The following is a 17,914-nucleotide window of genomic DNA, read 5'->3' as shown; positions in this document are numbered from 1 at the left end:
TCTAATCTCCAATCATCACCATAAATTCCTGGGAATCTCTAATAGCATTTTTTAGACGGCTAACTATTACTTCACCAGCCTTTTCCTGCGCTTTATAACCTCCACCACTTGGTAAATTTTCTTTGTTAAAATTAAAATCTTGAATTAATTCAAGGATTTTAATTGTATTTTCAGTGTTAAACTTTTGATATTTTTGTGTAACTAGATTAAAAATTTCATAAAATGCTTTCATAATTCCTCCAAACCCTACTGTTTTTAAAATGTAAGATTCTTTATCTTCCCATTGTTCTAAAAAAACAGCTTTAATAGAACGAAAATAAATTTCAAATATTTTATACTGTTGTTCAAAGCCATAATTAGCAAGTTTTCCAGTTCTCGGTTCTACATAATCCCTAATTTGATTAACGAACTCACTCAAAGATATACCAAAACCAGCATCTCCAGTTCTTCTAATTAGTTCATATAAAGGACTTTCCTCTGTTTCATTTAATCTAAGGGCAATTTCTGTTGCTCGCCTTTCTGCTGAAACTCCTTCATCATCATAATTTTCAATATCTCCTTCTATTAAATTCATTAAGTCTAAATAAAGGGATGCTGGTACACCTTTTTGGGTTTGATTAATTATTACAAAAAGTTTTGCTTGCTCTTTAATTGATAATTCCAAAGTTGCAACTACCATTAAGTTAAAGTTAGGATCAGCTTCATAAGAACCTTTGACTCTATGTTGACCATCTATAATGAGTCCTAGTGAATCTGAATCATTTAAGATTAATAGATTTTCATTTTCTAAATAGGAATATTTATCCTGGTCAAGATTGACTAAAATGGAGTTTGGTATAATACCATTTTCTTGATTAATATAATTTTTTATTTTTTTAATTCTAGGATTTGAAAATGACCTTTGATAGCCTAAAACCTTGTCATTAATTCTTCGAGAAACATCAAAACGCTGATAAATAACTTCGGCTTTTGTAATGAACAAAAGCATTGGTATATCATTTTGAAATATCTTAAATGCTGGAATTTTTAAGTTAGTCATAACTATCACTATTCCAAATTTTCAATAAAAGCTATTTTTACAATTATAGCATTTGGTCAAGTTTATTGTAGAGTTTCTTGACTGGTGTAAAAAGCTGATCAACTCCACCATGCGATTCTATGACATTTTGGAGTGCTTTACTTAACATTTTTGGGTCGCCTTCTTCTAAAACAACTTCAATATAAGCTGCTGCTTCTAGAGGATTTTTTAAGTCTTGTATCAATTTTTCGTGATAGTTTGTACTTCTAGGCATCATCTCGACTCCTGTAGTCTCGCCAATATTCTTTAGCTTTAGTAGATGTAGGTCGGGTTAAGCGCAGCGCAACCCAACCTACATCTCGTCAACTCAAGATAGATATTGGTATGAGTTGACGTGAGGAAACTCAACCTACAATTTTTTCTATTTATTTAATTGGGAATTATTTTAATAGCAGGATGAACTAATTCATCAGGGACATGATTTCGTTCTATATATTCATTGATTTCTGATTGATTATCTAAATAAAAACTCAAAGCATCAAAGACTTGGGCTAAAGTTAAATGAGGTAAATGTAGCGGTATTTCCTCTGGCCTAATACCTAAACGCCAATTTTCAACAATCGCTCTCACAGGTGTTCTAGTTCCTTGAATAATTGGTTCACCTGATAAAATTTCAGGTTGTCGAGTGACATAACGAGAGTTTGTTGTAGCTGTCATACTGATGAAATTTTTGGCAGTATTTGGTGCTAATGTACCACAGATGTTAAACCAATTCGCAATCTGACTTTTCACGGCATCTAGAAAACCCCTCTCCATAGAGCCAAGCTCTTCTCATAGAGTACCTCTCCCCTACAACTGTAGAGACGTTTCATGAAACGTCTCTACATATTCCCCCTTCCCTTGTAGGGAAGGGGGTTAGGGGGTTAGGTTTCACCTTAGCTTTTCCACATAACGTGAAAACTCAGAACATTAAGCCTTGAGATTACAACATTAAGCCTTAAAGTCACAACATTAAGCCTTAAAGTCACAACATTAAGCCTTAAGATTACGCTATTAACCCTTAAGATTACGCTATTAAGCCTTGAGATTACAACATTAAGCCTTAAGGTCACAACATTAAGCCTTAAGGTCACAACATTAAGCCTTAAGGTCACAACATTAACCCTTAAAGTCACAACATTAAGCCTTAACTCTGCACTAAACAGGCAATGTATTGCTGCAATTCCGAGAAATCACGGGTATAAATAAAACATTTTATTAAGAAAAATGTGAATTTTGCTGAACTACAAAACAACTTAATTGAGTCAAAATAGCTTTGTAAAGCTTTTTAAAGTGTAAAATTATGGCTAGAAAAAAGCGTAGTTCTCGGATTTTAGAAAAAGCTGAGTTTAGAGTTGCGGGACTGAAAGCAATTGATCCAAAACTCAAGTTTGATGATACTTGCAACTTGCAAAACCTGACGCAATTAATTGAGCAGTTTCACAATATGCTTGATGATTATAATGCCGCTATAGCAATGATAGACTCCTCTAAAAAAAAGCTAGATGAAATGGAAAAAACCTTAAATCAGGTTTCAGACAAAATGCTGGTGGGTGTTGGTTTCAAGTATGGTAAAAACAGTAATGAATATGAACTGGCTGGGGGAGTTCGAGATAGTGAACGCGTCCGTAAAAGCAGATTGACACGCCTGAAATCTAATACAGATAAAACATCAGATGAAACTGCTATGACCGCTTAGTATAATAGTTACCAATCGAGTGGAATACATATGATTGTAGGGGCAGGATATATTCTGCCCTTAACTGTGTAGGTAATTAAAATATCTTCAGTGGGAATTTGACACCAAAATTATACTTTAAGTATAAAACAAAAATTCTCATAAGCGATTACCAGTAAGGCTTATAAACAGAAAATCGGGTAAACTTTGCTTGCTAAGTTTTGTCTAAAAATACTTCATAATTAAGGTAAGAAGATACAAAGAGAGAACACAAAAATGTTAGAAAAATATCGTCAACACGTTGCCGAAAGGGCAGCCCTCGGTATTCCGCCCTTACCGTTAGATGCACAGCAAACATCAGAGTTGTGTGAATTACTGAAAAATCCACCAACAGGGGAAGAAGATACATTATTACATTTATTGCGCGATCGCGTCCCCCCTGGTGTAGATGCAGCCGCCTATGTCAAAGCCGGTTTCCTTACAGGTATTGCTAAAGGCGAAATCACCAGTCCCTTAATTTCTTCAATTGACGCAGTGGAATTACTCGGGACAATGGTAGGCGGTTATAATGTGCAGTCTTTAATTGAGTTGCTCAAACTCTCTACCAAACCATCAGAAGATGATACCCCCTTGGTAATGGGAGGAGAAGGCAAAGAACCCATTGCCGCCGCCGCAGCTGCCGCCCTCAGTAAAACCTTATTGGTGTATGATGCCTTCCATGATGTCTTGGAATTAGCCAAAATCAACCCCTACGCCAAACAGGTAGTTAATTCCTGGGCAGAAGCCGAGTGGTTTACAGTTCGTCCCCAGCTACCAGAATATATCAACGTCACCGTGTTTAAAGTTCCTGGGGAAACCAATACCGATGACTTATCCCCAGCCACCCACGCCACCACCCGTCCAGATATTCCCCTCCACGCCTTGGCGATGTTAGAGTCACGGCAACCCGGAAGCTTAGAAACCATTGCTGAGTTGAAGAAAAAAGGACATCCCGTAGCTTATGTTGGGGATGTTGTCGGGACTGGTTCTTCCCGGAAGTCGGCAATTAACTCCGTGTTATGGCACATGGGGCAGGATATCCCCTATGTTCCCAATAAACGCGCCGGGGGTTATATTTTAGGTGGTGCGATCGCTCCTATCTTTTTCAACACAGCAGAAGATGCCGGTGCTTTGCCCATTCAATGCGATGTCACCAAACTTGAAACCGGCATGGTAATTACCATCTATCCCTACAAAGGTGAAATTACCAACGAAGACGGCGAAGTTATTTCTACCTTCACCCTCAAACCCGACACTATCCTTGATGAAGTCCGCGCCGGTGGACGCATCCCCCTATTAATTGGACGTACCCTCACCGACAAAACCCGCCAAGCATTAGGCTTAGAACCCAGCACCCTGTTCATCCGTCCCCAACAACCAGAAGACACAGGCAAAGGCTACACCCTCGCCCAAAAAATGGTCGGTAAAGCCTGCGGTTTACCCGGTGTGCGTCCCGGTACATCTTGCGAACCCATCATGACTACCGTTGGTTCTCAAGATACCACAGGGCCGATGACCCGTGACGAACTCAAAGAACTCGCTTGTTTAGGTTTCAGTGCAGACTTAGTCATGCAAAGTTTCTGTCACACCGCCGCCTATCCCAAACCCGTAGACATCAAAACCCACCACGAACTCCCCGATTTCTTCTCTCAACGTGGCGGTGTTGCCCTACGTCCCGGCGATGGTATCATCCACTCATGGCTCAACCGGATGCTGTTACCTGATACCGTCGGTACAGGTGGCGACTCGCACACCCGCTTCCCCTTGGGAATATCCTTCCCCGCCGGTTCTGGGTTAGTCGCCTTTGCAGGTGCGTTAGGTGTCATGCCTTTGGATATGCCAGAATCAGTTTTGGTAAGATTCAAAGGAGAATTGCAACCAGGAATTACCTTAAGAGATATTGTTAACGCCATTCCTTACGTTGCCATTCAAAAAGGTTTGCTCACCGTCGCCAAAGAGAACAAGAAAAACATCTTCTCCGGCAAAATTTTAGAAATGGAAGGCTTACCAGATTTAAAAGTCGAACAAGCCTTTGAATTAACAGACGCTTCCGCCGAACGTTCCTGTGCAGGCTGCACCATTAAATTAAGTGAAGCCACAATTGCTGAATATCTGCGTTCTAACATTGCCTTGTTAAAGAACATGGTAGCCAGAGGTTATCAAGACGCGCGTACAATTATGCGCCGCGTCGCCCAAATGGAAGAATGGCTAGCAAATCCTGTATTACTAGAAGCCGACGCAGATGCAGAATATGCAGAAATAATTGAAATTGATTTGAACGAAATCACAGAACCAATTGTTGCCGCTCCAAATGACCCCGATAATGTTAAATTATTATCGGAAGTTGCTAATGATCCAGTACAAGAAGTATTTGTTGGTTCTTGTATGACAAACATCGGTCATTATCGAGCCACTGCGAAAGTTTTAGAAGGTGCAGGTGCAGTCAAAACTCGCCTGTGGATAGCACCACCCACCCGCATGGATGAACACCAATTAAAAGAAGAAGGTGTGTATGGTGTGTTTGGTGCAGCCGGCGCGAGAACAGAAATGCCAGGATGCAGTTTATGTATGGGAAATCAGGCGCGAGTTGAAGATGGCACAACTGTATTTTCCACCTCTACCCGCAACTTTAATAATCGCATGGGTAAAGGCGCAAGAGTGTATTTAGGTTCTGCTGAATTAGCCGCAGTTTGTGCCTTATTAGGACGCATTCCCACAGTACAGGAATATCTTGATATTGTGGCGAATAAAATTCATCCTTTTGCTGAGAATTTATATCGGTATTTGAACTTTGATCAAATCGCCGGTTTTGAGGATGAAGGGCGAGTGATTTCTAAAGAGGAGGAAGCTTTGTTGGTATAGTTTAACTAGGGTGAGTCTTGATGGCTCACCTAAATGTTACTCACAGGGTCAAATGGCTGTAAAAGATACTTACCATGAAGCTGTAAAAAATGCTTTAATTAAGGATGGTTGGACGATTACCTTTGATCCTTATCCCATTAGATATGAAGAAGTTAAATTACTTGCTGATTTAGCTGGAGAAAAAACGATTTCTGCCACAAGAGAAGGAGAACTAATAGTTATTGAAATTAAAAGTTTTCTTGGTCGTTCTAATATGCGTGAATTTGAAACAGCGTTAGGACAGTATTTAATTTACCAAACATTTCTCAATATTACCAACCCTAGTTATAAAATTTACTTAGCAATTAGTAAAAAGATTTATGAAAAGTTCTTTCAACAAATTGCCATTCAATTAATCATCCAAAAATATCAGGTTTTACTCTTAGTTGTTGATATCAATAAACAGGAGATTGTTCAATGGACAAAATAACCCATTATCAAAATTTAATTAAACAAATCCTCACCGAGTATGACAGAATTTCATCACAAGTACCAGATCCAGATATAGATGAAGTATTAATGTTTGATGATCAAAGAAGTCAATATCTTTGGTTTAATATTGGCTGGAAAAATGATAAAAGAGTCGAAGCAATTTCAGTTTATGTTCGCATTAAGAATCAGAAGATTTATATTGAGGAAGATTGGACAGAAGCAGGAATTGCTACTGATTTATTAAGAGAAGGTGTACCGAAAGAGGATATTGTTTTAGCATTTCATGATCCAGAAACTCGTAAATTGACTGAGTTTGCTGTTGCGTAATCAATGCAAAAAATATTTGCGATCGCTTAAAATTTGACATAGTAAATAAAACTGCAAATAGTTTACTGAAAATTACGTGATTTTACAGAAAAACTTCTTTCCATTTCCCTGCTAAACTACTCCCATAAATAAGACCTTTTATTTGACAAAATTGTTCAGAAATCTAGCTCCCCTCTCCGCGTCGGAGAGGGGTTGGGGGAGAGGTCAGCCATAATGTATGAATCAACACCAGCTTCCATAATTCATACATGAATAATCCAACACCAAAAAAAGACCAAACTAACAATATAGTTATAGGACAAAAAATCAACCCAGATAAAATGCACCGTGTGAAAGAACTCCGTCGCCAAATGACACCAGCAGAAAAAATCCTTTGGGAACATCTTCGCGGTAATCGTTTGCATGGGTTACACTTTCGTCGTCAGCAAATTATTGATGGTTTTATCACAGATTTTTACTGTCACGCCGCTAGATTGGTGATAGAGGTAGATGGAAAAATACACGAACAACAAGCTGAATATGATGCAGAACGTGACAAAGTTTTGTTAGGTAGAGGGCTGCGTTTGTTAAGGATTAAAAATGAGGAAGTGCTACAGGAAATTGATCGGGTTTTGGTGCTGATTTATCAGGTTTGTTGTGAAGAGACCTAACCCCCTAACCCCCTTCCCTACGAGGGAAGGGGGAACAATTTTACTATCTTTTTGTCAAAATACAGAGAATCTAAATTACAGCTTCCTCACGCTGAGAATCGAAAACTACTGTAAAGCTAGCATCAGGTATAAGTTGACGTAAAAGTTGCAGATGTCCGTCTGCATCAGACCGACTGCGAAATCTCGCCACAGTCACCCGTTGCATATCTGGAAGTAAACGAGTAATCGCCCACGGATTCAAGCGTTCTTTATAGGCGATTTGTTTCGTATCTAACGAGAAATCGTTGTCTTCGTTTTTTTGTGGCATGATTAATTTATCCATAAACAGTTTAGTAAAGGGCGTTAGCGAGTCTCTTGCCGGGGATGCACTAACGCCTCTTCAATGATGATTAAAGTGCAAACGACTACATTTTGTCAATTCTTAACGCTAAAACTTAACGGTAAAACAATATATAAAAGGTCTAGTCAGCTATGGATTTGAGAGCCTTGAGAGAACGTGCAGGGCTGAGAACCTTTGATGTAGCTGGGGAACTAGGCTGTGCAGAATCTTCAATTCGCAACTGGGAAAAGGGGAGAACAACGCCGAAAATGGAAGTATGGCAAGTATTCCGCCTGCGAGATTTGTATCAATGTACAGAAGAGGAGTTAGTGCAAGCGGTTAAGGAATCAATGCTGACTCAAGATACATAACTTTTGAGTGGAGAGCGTAGACGCGGAGCGGCTGGTCGATAGACATCGCCCGCCTCCATTCTTCGCTGATATAGTTTAATTAGGATAATTAGGATAACTACCTGAATGTAATTACTAAAGCGACAATGCCAGCCAAAGATATTTATCATGATGCTGTTAAAAATGCCTTAATTAAAGATGGCTGGACAATTACGGCTGATCCTTATTCAATTGAATATGAAGATGTAGAGCTATATGCAGATTTAGCAGTTGAGAAATATGTATCAGATTCAAAAAGCACACGTAAAATAATTGTAGAAATAAAAAGTTTTATTAGTCCTTCTCTCATTAAGGATTTTGAACTAGCTTTAGGTCAATATATCTTATATCGCAATCTTATTCAGTTAAGACAAGATGAATATGAAGAAATATGTTTAGCTATCAAAGATGAGATTTATGAAACATTCTTTCAGAGAAAATCTATTCAAGCTGTAGTCAAAATCAATCAAATTGATTTACTAGTTGTGAATATGGAAAAAGAGGAAATTGTCTCATGGATAAATTAATCCGTTATCGGGAATTAATTAAACAAGTTTTGACAGAATATGATAACTTTGCCAATCAATCAGCTAATAAAAAGCACGAAACTTGTTTAGTATTTGATGAAAACCATGATCATTATCTGTGGTTAACAGTTGATTGGCAAGGAAGTAAAAGATATAAATATACTCATGTCCATATTCGCATTAAAAATGAAAAGATTTACATTGAAGAAGATTGGACAGAGGAAGGAATAGCAACGGAGTTAATGCGCTTAGGTGTTCCGGCTAGTGATATTGTCTTGGCGTTTCAGCCACCAGAGGTGAGACAATATACGGATTTTGCGATCACTTAAAATATGCCATAGTATAATATATTTCAAGAGAGTCAAGTATGTGCAGTACCAAATAGAATTTAAGCCCAAAGCAATTAAAGATTTAGAGAAACTTCCTGTAGATATTAGAGAACGCATTATCAGTAAAATGGAAGCAATGCAAGATGACTTGCAGGGAGATGTCAAACACTTAACCAACTTTACACCAGAATATCGTCTGAGAGTAGGTGATTATCGAGTTTTGTTTGAATTAGAAGAACAGACTATCATGATATATAGGGTGAAGCATCGCAGTAAAGCTTATGAGTAAAAGGAGTTATCAAAATGATTGAATTACATCCTGAATTTTTAACAAAAAATGGTCAAAAGCAATTTGCTGTTTTACCTTATGAGGAGTTTTTAAAAGTTCAGGAATTGTTAGAAGATTTGGAAGATTTACGAGATTTAAGGAATGCGAAAACAGAAGAAAAAGATAGTACTTCGGTATCTTTAGCTGAGGCGAAGAAAATGTTATTATCCTAAATTTACTAATTAGGGTGAGTCGTTATGGCTCACTTCACTGTAATAGTTCTCATGAGGAATAATTACTAATGACTCAACCCAATTTAATTAATCAAGCTGAAGCTAGTCACATTAGTGAAGCAAGCTGTTTGACAGAAATCTTGCAAGAAATTCAAGAAACACCCCAGGAATATTGGTCAAATTTGCTGGAAATAATGCGAGTTTTTCGGAAAACTGTCACTATTAAACCGGAGTTATTAACCAACTTTGAACAAGAAGATTTGGATATTCAAACAAAAAAACTCTTACATCAACAACATCAAGCACTGAAAGAATTAACTAAAGAATGGTTACAAGCAGGAGATGAACAAGAGCAAACAGAAACTTGGGAATATTTAAATCTTATTTATAGATGCTCGTGAATGGCAGAATATTAACTAAATGTCACTAGATATTAAGTTTTACTATGACTTGATTTCAAGTGCTAATAAATTTTCAATACATAAATTTATTCAACCTAGACGAGTAACTCTGCCCACGGATTCAAGCTTTCTTTATAGGCGTTAGCAGTAGCTTGAGAAATTTTTGATAGTATTTTTGAAGATTAAGGTGCTATACCTGCGGTCATTATTGCGATCGCCTAGAATCATGATCAAAGTGCGATCGCTCTACATAGGCAGCAAGACAAGAGGTATACTGAATATAATTCCTCAAGAGTACAAACAACGGTATGGCGATCGCACCTCTAAATCCCTAGAGCTAATTTGTAAAGAAAAGCTTAAAATACCATTAGTTTGATCATCAGACCCATCAATAAAGCATAGCTTCACCTAATATATAGTTTTTATATTTCCTATGGCTACATTCCAACCAACTCCCCTGGGAGGCAAAAAAAATACACGTACAGTTGGACGGAATTACCAGTCTATATTTTTGATCATATTTACCTTATTAATGACGACTGGGATCGGTGCGCGGTTGGCATATTTGCAAATTGTGGAAGGAGCATACTACCGCAAACGCGCTGAATCAAATCGGATTCGGATGATTCCTAAACAACCAGAGCGAGGTAATATTTTTGACCGCAACGGCAAGTTATTAGCTAGTACACGCTATCCCCGGTCTGTGTATTTGTGGCCAATGGCACATACTAAACCTTCCTGGGCAGTAGTTGGGGCGCGTCTGTCTAAAATTTTGGAAATTCCTCAAGAGGAAATCGAAAAGAAACTAGAAAAAGCTGGTGCTAACTCGTCTTCACTGATTCGTATTGCTCGTAATTTAAACGAAGCTCAAATTACAGCTATCAAAGAATATGAAAACGAATTGCAAAATGTCGAAATACATACCGAAGCAGTTCGTTACTATCCCCACGGTCGGGAGTTAGCACATATACTCGGCTACACACGCGAATTAACCGCCGAACAACTCCAAGAAAAGAAAAAAGACGGTTATCGTCTGGGTGATGTAATTGGCCAGATGGGTGTAGAAAAAGCCTATGAAAGCTTACTCCGGGGTGAATGGGGAGGTCAACAGGTAGAAGTTGATGGTGCTGGGCGACCATTGCGGGTATTAGGAGAAAAACAAGCCAAACCTGGTAATGATATCCGCCTGACTGTAGATTTAGATATGCAATTAGCAGCAGAAAAAGCCTTGGGAAAACGCAATGGTGCAATTGTTGCCCTTGATCCCAAAAATGGTGCTGTCTTAGCAATGGTATCTCATCCCAGCTTTGATCCCAACATTTTCTCGAAGCAAAAACTGACACAAAAAGACTGGGAATCTGTACAAGGTGAAGATCATCCCCTAGTAAATCGCGCCCTGAGTGCTTTTCCCCCCGCTAGTACCTTTAAAATTGTCACCAAAACCGCCGGACTAGAATCAGGTAAGTTTTCTCCTAACACAGTTCTCCAAACCTACGGTTCATTAACTATTGGTGGCACTAGATTTGGTGAGTGGAATCATGCCGGTTTTGGCCCGTTAGGTTTTGTCGGCGCAATGCAGTGGAGTAGTGATACTTTCTTTTATCAAATTGCTAAGGGAGTTGGTGGGCCGACTCTGATTAAGTGGACTCGTAAATATGGCTTTGGGGAAAAAACAGGTTTTGAGTTCACTTCCGAAGAATCAAAAGGTTTAGTCCCCGATGACGCATGGAAGCGGAAAGTTCGTAATATGCCTTGGACTATAGGCGACACAATTAATATGTCTATTGGTCAAGGTGCTTTATTGGGTACACCTCTACAAGTGGCGGTAATGTTTGCTGTTCCAGCTAATGGTGGTTATCGCGTCCAGCCACATTTGCTTAAGGACAATGAAGAAGCCAGAAGTTGGCGAAAAGATGTCCATATGAAGCCTTCAACGATTAAACTCCTACAGGAAGGATTGCGTAAAGTTATCACTGATGGGACAGGCAAAGTTTTAAATAAACCTACTATTCCCCCAGTCTCCGGTAAAAGTGGTACAGCCGAAGCTTGGAAGCGTGGTATCAAGCAAAATCATGCTTGGTTTGGTGCTTATGCCCCAGCTGATAAGCCAGAAGTTTTGATTGTTGCCTTTGCTGAACATTCCGGCGGCGGTGGCGGTAGTGTTGCAGCCCCAATGATTTTACAAATCATGGAAGACCATTTCCAACGCAAATATCCTAATAAGTATAAACAGCCAGTCAATGGTCAATAGCCCTGTTATGTCACTCTCGGAAAACAATAATTGAAGCAAAATTCTAAACCTTTGATTTAATCAAGCTTTCAGCCTTTATTTTCTAACAGAAACTAAAATTTATAGCTAAAATCCGAAAATTAAAGCTCTGAAAGGCTTCCAGCGATTGGGTTCTCCTAAAATGACAGAACAGGGATAGTCAGCCCTGTAGGGGTGTAGGGGTGTAGGGGTGTAGGGGTAGGCTGTTGACTCTGTACCTTTTTTGGGATTTTGTCCATGCAAAAAATGTGCGTAGTTACGATGGCTGAAACTGTGTTTTGAGAAGGCTTTGAGGCACAAATTAAACATCGCGTACAAAATTACTAAAAACCGCCCAAATTTCAACAAAGTCAACAGCCTAGTGTAGGGGAGACAAGGGAGACAAGGTAGGCAGGGGGCAGGGGAGCAGGGAGACAAGGGAGAGAATAACTTATGCCCAATGACGGCAGTTGCTACAAGTCGGGAAACCCGCCCATCGCACTGCCTCCCCAATGCCCAATTCCCAATGCCCAATTCCCAATGCCCAATTCCCCATGCCCCATGCCCCAAATTACTTTTTAGTAGCGATCGCTAATTTTGCTCCTTTAACTTGCCGTACCTGATCCATCACTGCTACTACTTTACCGTGTCCTACTTTTTCATCAGCATTAATAATTACTAAAGGTTCTGAGTTAGAACCAGCTACATTACGTATTTGTTCTGCTAAAGCATCTACTAGTATTGGTTGACGGTTGAGGCTAATTTGTCCTTGTTCGTCAACGGTGATAGTAATTTTTGTAGGTACTTGTTGTTGATTGGCTGTGCTTGCTTTTGGTAAATTTACTGGTAAGCCTTCTGATCTAGTTAAAAACAGCGTTGACATGATAAAAAATGTCAAAATCGCAAAAATCACATCGATCATTGGCACAACATTAATTTGTGCTGGTATATCGGGTTCATCTTGTAGCCGCATAGGATTTTTCCCCTCGCTCATAGCGACGACGATAAAGTAATTCTAACTGCCCACCATATTCCTGAAACAACGCCATCTGTCGGCTATAAAGTCCGCGAAAGGAGTTAGCAAAAAATAGTGTAAATATCGCCACTATTAAGCCGGCTGCTGTTGATACCAATGCTTCACTGATACCATCGGTAACTTTTGTAGCTTGTGTACCGCCCACATCCCCAATATCTAAGGAAGCAAAGGAGGTAATCAACCCTAATACTGTCCCCAACAGACCTAATAAGGGTGCTAAACCAATGATGGTGTCAAAAAGATTTTGAAACCGTTTGAGTATAGGTATCTCCGCTTGTGCTTCACTTTCTAAAGCCAAACGAAATTCTTCAGGAGTTGGTTCTTCTAATTCCAACGCTGCTAAAAACACCCTTGATAGTGGTAAATCTGCATTTTGCCGAAGTTTATCTATTGCACCCACCACATTATCTAACCGATAGAGTTTCAATACCTCTGCAATGACTCGACTTTGACGGCTATTGACTCTTAACCAAAACCTGACGCGCTCAATAATTAATGCCACCGCTAATACAGAAAATCCTAGTAGCGGCCACATAACTATGCCGCCAGCTGTAAACAGTTTTGTAATTCCCATGCAGAGCCTCGTTAAACTAAACACACAGAGACTATATGGAATCTTCAGATAAGTTGAGAGTAATTGTCAAGATCCTTTTAATAAAAATGCAATTTTTTTGCAATTAATTATTATCAATATTCCGCTAAAAAACTCTCCCATCAACTATTACAGCATTTTCCTATGATTAAAGACAGGTATTAACTTGATAAAGTAATTACTTGATATTTGTATCTAAGCATTCTAATATGTTCTGGTTAGTAATAGTAGGTCGCAATAAATTATGACCTTTTCGGGCATAGCTGTTGAGCAGCGTTCCAAGGAAACTGAGGCTCTCAGGTCTTTTCTGGTTTACAGCCTGATTGGCTCGGTGGCGTTGCATATTGGTATATTGACCATAGGTATAAATAATCTGCTACGGAGAAATTCTGAAGTTGACAATGAACCCCTAGAAGTGACATTAATTGAAACTCCGCCTGTAGAAACTAAACCAACACCAGAGGAGGTTGAACCAGAACCAAAAATTGCACCTCCTCCGCGCCGGGTGATACCAGAGGTAAATAATACGAGGGTGAATTTAGCACCCCAACCAAGACAAGAAGCGATCGCACCTGTAGCTGTCACCCCTGTAAAATTAAAAACTGAGCCAGCACCAAAGGTTTCTCAAAACCTCAAAACACCTCAAATTCAACAGGCGACTGCTAAGACTAGCGCACCACCCCCAAGAGTCCTAACAACTCAACCCACTAATACACAACCAACGACAACCCAAGTTGTAGAAGCAAGCAGTAACAAATTAAGAGGGTTGCTAGGTGATATCCGAGATGCTAGAGCAACTCAGGGAAATACAAGTGCAGATAACTCTAGCAATACAGGCTCTAGCATTACTGTAGGTTCTGGTAATAATAACAATAGCTTACCTAGTATTAGACGCAGCAGAGGTAGTGAAGCAGTAAGTACAGCCCCCAGTCCTGTCAAAATAGACTCTCCACCAAGCAGTAATAATACTAGAAATGATCCCCCCAGAGCAGGGAATGGTCGTGCAGCTTGTCGTGAGTGCGGTACTAAGTATCCAGAAGCTGCCAGAAGACGAGGCATAGAAGGCAACGTCAGAGTAGCTGTTGATACTGATGACAAAGGTAATGTTACTAATGTCAGAATTGTCAACTCTAGTGGTAATCGTGACTTAGATGAAGAAACCCTCAGACAAGCACGTAACTGGAAATTAAAACCTTCTGCTAATGGTAGAACAGGAGTAGCTATCGATACTGAATATGCAATTCAAGGTTCTCGGCGTTATCGGGAACTACAAGAGCGTAAAAGACAAAGACAAAGAGAAAGAGAAAGACAAGCAAGACAACAAGCGGCTAGTAGTACCCCAAGTTCCAGAGCATCTAATAACACAACGTCTACCTCTAGCACAAATACAGAAAATAGAACCAGACGCAGGCGGTTAGTTCCGACATCACAACCATCAACAGCGTCAACCACCAATACCAGAACATCTGACAATCAAAGAAGCGTTAGAAATTCTCTACGCAGAGTACGACGTGAGCGTACAGCTACTCAATCATCAACTCAATCACAACCAACCCCAACTCGTCGGCGGCGCAGGAATCAAACACAACAAACACAATCAACTTCATCTTCTAGTGCTAGTCGTTTACGGAATGCTTTACGTCGTTCCCGGCAGCCATCTCAATCCCAATCAACACCAGAAGCTTCTACATCTGAGTGATTTGGGAATTGGGAATTGGGCATGGGGCATGGGGCATTGGGAATTGGGAATTGGGCATGGGGCATTGGGCATTGGAGTAAATCTTTCTACCTTGTCTACCTTGTCTACCTTGTCTCCCCCTGCTCCCTGCTCCCTGCCCCCTGCCCCCTACACCCCCACACCCCCACCACTTACGGAGATATTCTCACTGGTTTGATATTTTTAGCTTTATAGAATGTCTCTAAACTATCCCGATCGCCAACAAAACGCCAGTGCCAAGGTTCATAACTTACCCCTTGTTCATTGTTTTTCTCAAAGGACATCTCAAAGCCAAACCGGGCTGCATTGGCTTGTAACCATTGAAAAGCTCTGGTATTTTCAAAGATAACTTGCAGATTTGTCGCTGGTGCTACTCCATCCCCAATATCTATAGCATAACCAGTATGGTGTTCACTATGACCAGGGGGCGCACTCAAGGCTGCTCGTTCTGCTGGGGTTTGATTGCGTTGCGCGCCAATAGTAAAAAATAACCGTTCCTGTTCTTGTACAGAACGAAAACCAGAAATAGGTACTAAAATTACACCCGCACTCCGCGCCGCTTGCGCCATCGCCTGATATCTGGCGGCGGCGTTTTTTCGCATTCTAATGCGCCCATCAGCAGTGATGGGGACTAATTCGGATGCTGGTGCTTCTGGATATGCCAAATGTCCCAATACAGAATCAATATTATTATTGGGGGAGTTAGTCGGAATTGGTGTAGGAATAGAACTAACTGGGGAAGGTTGAGACTCGGCGGTTTTTTTGGGTGTGATGAGAGAAAACAAAAAACCGCTAATTATAGCCAGCAGCACAAATATTGATACACCCCCAAGTAATAAAACTATGGGTTTTACCTTTGTTTTCCGCCTAACATCAGGAGTATCGCGTAAAGCGGCTGGAATATCGTCATGAGGCTCACCTAATGATTTTTTTGGTTTTCCAGAATATCCAGCTTTATTCACAGGTCAACTCCTGCTTTTGTTCACAATTCATAACAGATTCTAGACTAAATAGAAATAAACTGATTGGGTAGCATTTTACATTTATATCTCCAGACACAACATTGATAAATCTGCTAGAACTATACGTCAAACTTGTAGGATTAGTCCTGATAGGATTTATCCTGGGACGGAAATTACCTAGTACAGTTCCGACTCGTTTAGCGCAATTTTTGTTTTGGGTGGGAGTACCTATCAGTATTATTGCTTTTGTGCGCCAAGCGGACTTATCAGGACGAATTTGGATTGCTCCAGCGATCGCATACCTTGCTATTCTACTAGGAGCATTTCTAGCATGGCTAGGAATTAAACTCCAAGGTTACTTTAGCAAAACCATCCCCCAAAAGCCGACTCAAGGCAGTCTGTTGTTAGCCGCCATGATTGGTAACACAGGATATTTAGGCTTTCCCATCACCTTAGCAACTATCGGTCAAGAATACTTTGCTTGGGCATTATTTTACGACTTATTGGGGTCTTTTCCCGGTGCTTATGCTTTGGGTGTAGCTTTAGGTGCGCGTTTTGGCGATAATCACCAAAATCAAGCACAAATTACTCAAGTCGCTCAAGCTATTGTGATTAACCCTGCCATCTGGTGTTTTGGTATAGGCTTATTATTGCGTCAAATAGCAATTCCCCATGTAGTTGCCTTCAGCCTAGATAAATTAGCTTGGACTACAGTAGGTTTATCTTTAATATTAATTGGGATGCGCTTGGCAAAGCTAAACACCTGGGTTAACTTACCCCAGGTAGGAATGAGCTTAGTAATTAAAATGCTCATCGTTCCCTTCATTTTAGGCTGTACCTTGCCCCTTTTAGGATTAACAGGCCCAGCCGCCAAAGTAATTGTATTACAAATGGCCATGCCTCCAGCCTTTGCTTCCCTAGTAATTGCCGAAAACTTTAATTTAGATCGCAATCTTGCAGTCACCACTTTAGCAGGCGGAGCTATGCTTTTACTCATCACCCTACCCATGTGGTTATGGTTGTTTTAATATAGGGCATTGGGCATATCAATTCAAAATTCAAAATTCAAAATGAAAGAATTTTGGGCATTGGGCATAGGGCATTGGGCATTGGGCATGGCGCAGGGTGTGCTTGGTGTGCTTGGTGTGGGATGGTGGAGAACAAATCTTTCCCCCCACACTCCCCTGTCTCCCTTGTCTCCCTTGTCTCCCTTGTCTCCCCTGCCCCCTGCCCCCTGCCCCCCGCCCCCTGCCCCCCTGCCTGCTACATCCCCTCACCCCACCTTCGCCGCCAATTCCGCCGGGGTTATGTGTTCATAATGTTCAAAAGGTTGACGAATCCAAGGATTATCAGGTAAATAATCAATGTAATAGTTAGGCGCGACGATAGAACAGGCTTTATACCAAATTACGGCGGTGCGAATATCTTCAATGGGAGAGTCGATGTTTTCGTCAAGCCAAGGAATAGTTTCTTTGAGTGTAATTCCAGAGTCTACTAAGTCATCCACAAGCAGAATGCGCGAACCTAAAGTTTCAGTCGTCATGGTTAGATGACGAGAAAAACTTAAATTACCTCTTTCTTGTTTACCGGGGCCACTGTAAGATGACGTTGCTAAAATTGCCAAAGGCTTTTGGTATATACGGGAGAGAATATCACCAACTCTGAGTCCGCCTCTGGCTAGACAGACAATTTGATTAAATTCCCAACCGGAGTGATAAATTTGAGCAGCCAGTTGCTCGATTTTATAGTGATAGTCTGACCAAGAAACGTAAAGTTCTGGCATAAAGTAAGTATTTTATAGCTAAACTT

Annotated in this window: 26 protein-coding genes; 16 read left to right on the top strand and 10 right to left on the bottom strand. The window is 40.3% G+C overall.

Annotated elements, in window-relative coordinates:
• Window position 1 precedes the first annotated feature (1 nt).
• The 3 genes from ACPZ3T_RS27590 to ACPZ3T_RS27580 all read right to left on the bottom strand — a co-directional run bounded on the left by ACPZ3T_RS27590 (window position 2) and on the right by ACPZ3T_RS27580 (window position 1,810).
• On the bottom strand, window positions 2-1,039 hold the full coding sequence (locus ACPZ3T_RS27590; protein WP_490272617.1) for a DGQHR domain-containing protein: 1,038 nt from the start codon (window positions 1,037-1,039) through the stop codon (window positions 2-4).
• Between the two features lie 43 nt (window positions 1,040-1,082).
• Window positions 1,083-1,295, bottom strand: a complete 213-nt coding sequence (locus ACPZ3T_RS27585) for a helix-turn-helix domain-containing transcriptional regulator (protein ID WP_490272616.1) — start codon at window positions 1,293-1,295, stop codon at window positions 1,083-1,085.
• A 152-nt stretch (window positions 1,296-1,447) separates the two neighbouring features.
• Window positions 1,448-1,810 carry a DUF433 domain-containing protein gene (locus ACPZ3T_RS27580; RefSeq protein ID WP_490272615.1) on the bottom strand — a complete coding sequence of 121 codons (363 nt, stop codon included), beginning with the start codon at window positions 1,808-1,810 and terminating at the stop codon, window positions 1,448-1,450.
• A gap of 550 nt (window positions 1,811-2,360) precedes the next feature.
• Between ACPZ3T_RS27580 and ACPZ3T_RS27575 the strand changes: the two genes are divergently transcribed.
• The 5 genes from ACPZ3T_RS27575 (at window position 2,361) to ACPZ3T_RS27555 (ending at window position 7,084) form a co-directional block, all read left to right on the top strand.
• Window positions 2,361-2,756, top strand: coding sequence for a hypothetical protein (locus tag ACPZ3T_RS27575; protein WP_490272614.1), 396 nt, complete (start codon window positions 2,361-2,363; stop codon window positions 2,754-2,756).
• Window positions 2,757-3,011: 255 nt separating this feature from the next.
• Window positions 3,012-5,636, top strand: coding sequence for a bifunctional aconitate hydratase 2/2-methylisocitrate dehydratase (gene acnB, locus ACPZ3T_RS27570; RefSeq protein WP_490272613.1), 2,625 nt, complete (start codon window positions 3,012-3,014; stop codon window positions 5,634-5,636).
• A gap of 52 nt (window positions 5,637-5,688) precedes the next feature.
• Window positions 5,689-6,105, top strand: a complete 417-nt coding sequence (locus tag ACPZ3T_RS27565; RefSeq protein WP_490272612.1) for a XisH family protein — start codon at window positions 5,689-5,691, stop codon at window positions 6,103-6,105.
• A complete protein-coding gene (locus ACPZ3T_RS27560) occupies window positions 6,093-6,434 on the top strand; it encodes a XisI protein (RefSeq protein WP_490272611.1) in 342 nt (113 codons plus the stop codon). The genes ACPZ3T_RS27565 and ACPZ3T_RS27560 overlap by 13 nt, the downstream gene beginning before the upstream one ends.
• Before the next feature lie 248 nt (window positions 6,435-6,682).
• Window positions 6,683-7,084, top strand: coding sequence for an endonuclease domain-containing protein (locus ACPZ3T_RS27555; RefSeq protein ID WP_490272610.1), 402 nt, complete (start codon window positions 6,683-6,685; stop codon window positions 7,082-7,084).
• 70 nt (window positions 7,085-7,154) lie between these two features.
• On the opposite strand, the gene ACPZ3T_RS27550 is transcribed toward ACPZ3T_RS27555, so the two are convergent.
• The gene (locus ACPZ3T_RS27550) at window positions 7,155-7,391 is read right to left on the bottom strand and encodes a hypothetical protein (RefSeq protein WP_490272609.1); all 237 of its coding nucleotides are present in this window, start codon (window positions 7,389-7,391) and stop codon (window positions 7,155-7,157) included.
• A gap of 164 nt (window positions 7,392-7,555) precedes the next feature.
• On the opposite strand from ACPZ3T_RS27550, the gene ACPZ3T_RS27545 reads away from it, so the two are divergent.
• The 8 genes from ACPZ3T_RS27545 to mrdA all read left to right on the top strand — a co-directional run bounded on the left by ACPZ3T_RS27545 (window position 7,556) and on the right by mrdA (window position 11,801).
• Window positions 7,556-7,774 (top strand): helix-turn-helix domain-containing protein, encoded by a 219-nt coding sequence (locus ACPZ3T_RS27545; protein ID WP_490272608.1) that lies wholly within the window; start codon window positions 7,556-7,558, stop codon window positions 7,772-7,774.
• A 125-nt stretch (window positions 7,775-7,899) separates the two neighbouring features.
• Window positions 7,900-8,319: a XisH family protein gene (locus ACPZ3T_RS27540; protein ID WP_490272607.1), complete on the top strand. Its 420-nt coding sequence runs from the start codon at window positions 7,900-7,902 to the stop codon at window positions 8,317-8,319.
• Window positions 8,307-8,648 (top strand): XisI protein, encoded by a 342-nt coding sequence (locus tag ACPZ3T_RS27535; RefSeq protein ID WP_490272606.1) that lies wholly within the window; start codon window positions 8,307-8,309, stop codon window positions 8,646-8,648. Before ACPZ3T_RS27540 ends, ACPZ3T_RS27535 begins: the two co-directional genes overlap by 13 nt.
• A gap of 40 nt (window positions 8,649-8,688) precedes the next feature.
• On the top strand, window positions 8,689-8,937 hold the full coding sequence (locus ACPZ3T_RS27530) for a type II toxin-antitoxin system RelE family toxin (protein WP_490272605.1): 249 nt from the start codon (window positions 8,689-8,691) through the stop codon (window positions 8,935-8,937).
• 14 nt (window positions 8,938-8,951) lie between these two features.
• Window positions 8,952-9,149 (top strand): type II toxin-antitoxin system Phd/YefM family antitoxin, encoded by a 198-nt coding sequence (locus tag ACPZ3T_RS27525; protein WP_490272604.1) that lies wholly within the window; start codon window positions 8,952-8,954, stop codon window positions 9,147-9,149.
• 68 nt (window positions 9,150-9,217) lie between these two features.
• Window positions 9,218-9,550, top strand: a complete 333-nt coding sequence (locus tag ACPZ3T_RS27520) for a hypothetical protein (RefSeq protein WP_490272603.1) — start codon at window positions 9,218-9,220, stop codon at window positions 9,548-9,550.
• Window positions 9,551-9,737: 187 nt separating this feature from the next.
• On the top strand, window positions 9,738-9,926 hold the full coding sequence (locus tag ACPZ3T_RS27515; protein WP_490272602.1) for a hypothetical protein: 189 nt from the start codon (window positions 9,738-9,740) through the stop codon (window positions 9,924-9,926).
• 57 nt (window positions 9,927-9,983) lie between these two features.
• The gene (gene mrdA, locus ACPZ3T_RS27510) at window positions 9,984-11,801 is read left to right on the top strand and encodes a penicillin-binding protein 2 (protein WP_490272601.1); all 1,818 of its coding nucleotides are present in this window, start codon (window positions 9,984-9,986) and stop codon (window positions 11,799-11,801) included.
• Between the two features lie 105 nt (window positions 11,802-11,906).
• On the opposite strand, the gene ACPZ3T_RS27505 is transcribed toward mrdA, so the two are convergent.
• Complete coding sequence (locus ACPZ3T_RS27505; RefSeq protein ID WP_490272600.1) at window positions 11,907-12,128, bottom strand: hypothetical protein; 222 nt, start codon at window positions 12,126-12,128, stop codon at window positions 11,907-11,909.
• Between the two features lie 123 nt (window positions 12,129-12,251).
• On the opposite strand from ACPZ3T_RS27505, the gene ACPZ3T_RS27500 reads away from it, so the two are divergent.
• A complete protein-coding gene (locus ACPZ3T_RS27500) occupies window positions 12,252-12,380 on the top strand; it encodes a hypothetical protein (RefSeq protein ID WP_490272599.1) in 129 nt (42 codons plus the stop codon).
• Here the strand turns inward: ACPZ3T_RS27500 and ACPZ3T_RS27495 are convergent.
• Both ACPZ3T_RS27495 and ACPZ3T_RS27490 read right to left on the bottom strand, forming a co-directional pair.
• Entirely contained in the window at window positions 12,370-12,771 is a 402-nt protein-coding gene (locus tag ACPZ3T_RS27495) for an ExbD/TolR family protein (RefSeq protein WP_490272598.1), read from the bottom strand. The genes ACPZ3T_RS27500 and ACPZ3T_RS27495 overlap by 11 nt on opposite strands.
• Window positions 12,755-13,408, bottom strand: a complete 654-nt coding sequence (locus ACPZ3T_RS27490; protein ID WP_490272597.1) for a MotA/TolQ/ExbB proton channel family protein — start codon at window positions 13,406-13,408, stop codon at window positions 12,755-12,757. Before ACPZ3T_RS27490 ends, ACPZ3T_RS27495 begins: the two co-directional genes overlap by 17 nt.
• Window positions 13,409-13,670: 262 nt before the next feature.
• Between ACPZ3T_RS27490 and ACPZ3T_RS27485 the strand changes: the two genes are divergently transcribed.
• Entirely contained in the window at window positions 13,671-15,125 is a 1,455-nt protein-coding gene (locus ACPZ3T_RS27485) for an energy transducer TonB (protein ID WP_490272596.1), read from the top strand.
• A 170-nt stretch (window positions 15,126-15,295) separates the two neighbouring features.
• Here the strand turns inward: ACPZ3T_RS27485 and ACPZ3T_RS27480 are convergent, their stop codons facing one another.
• Window positions 15,296-16,105: a M15 family metallopeptidase gene (locus ACPZ3T_RS27480; protein ID WP_490272595.1), complete on the bottom strand. Its 810-nt coding sequence runs from the start codon at window positions 16,103-16,105 to the stop codon at window positions 15,296-15,298.
• 101 nt (window positions 16,106-16,206) lie between these two features.
• On the opposite strand from ACPZ3T_RS27480, the gene ACPZ3T_RS27475 reads away from it, so the two are divergent.
• Entirely contained in the window at window positions 16,207-17,133 is a 927-nt protein-coding gene (locus ACPZ3T_RS27475) for an AEC family transporter (RefSeq protein WP_490272594.1), read from the top strand.
• A 30-nt stretch (window positions 17,134-17,163) separates the two neighbouring features.
• Here the strand turns inward: ACPZ3T_RS27475 and ACPZ3T_RS27470 are convergent, their stop codons facing one another.
• Window positions 17,164-17,382, bottom strand: a complete 219-nt coding sequence (locus ACPZ3T_RS27470; RefSeq protein ID WP_490272593.1) for a hypothetical protein — start codon at window positions 17,380-17,382, stop codon at window positions 17,164-17,166.
• On the bottom strand, window positions 17,379-17,888 hold the full coding sequence (locus ACPZ3T_RS27465; protein ID WP_490272592.1) for a phosphoribosyltransferase: 510 nt from the start codon (window positions 17,886-17,888) through the stop codon (window positions 17,379-17,381). The genes ACPZ3T_RS27470 and ACPZ3T_RS27465 overlap by 4 nt, the downstream gene beginning before the upstream one ends.
• Window positions 17,889-17,914: the final 26 nt, after the last annotated feature.

The organism is Aliinostoc maniaoense (genome assembly GCF_058172895.1).
The sequence above is the reverse complement of the archived record's forward strand: the minus strand, read 5'-3'. Positions and strand labels throughout refer to the sequence as shown.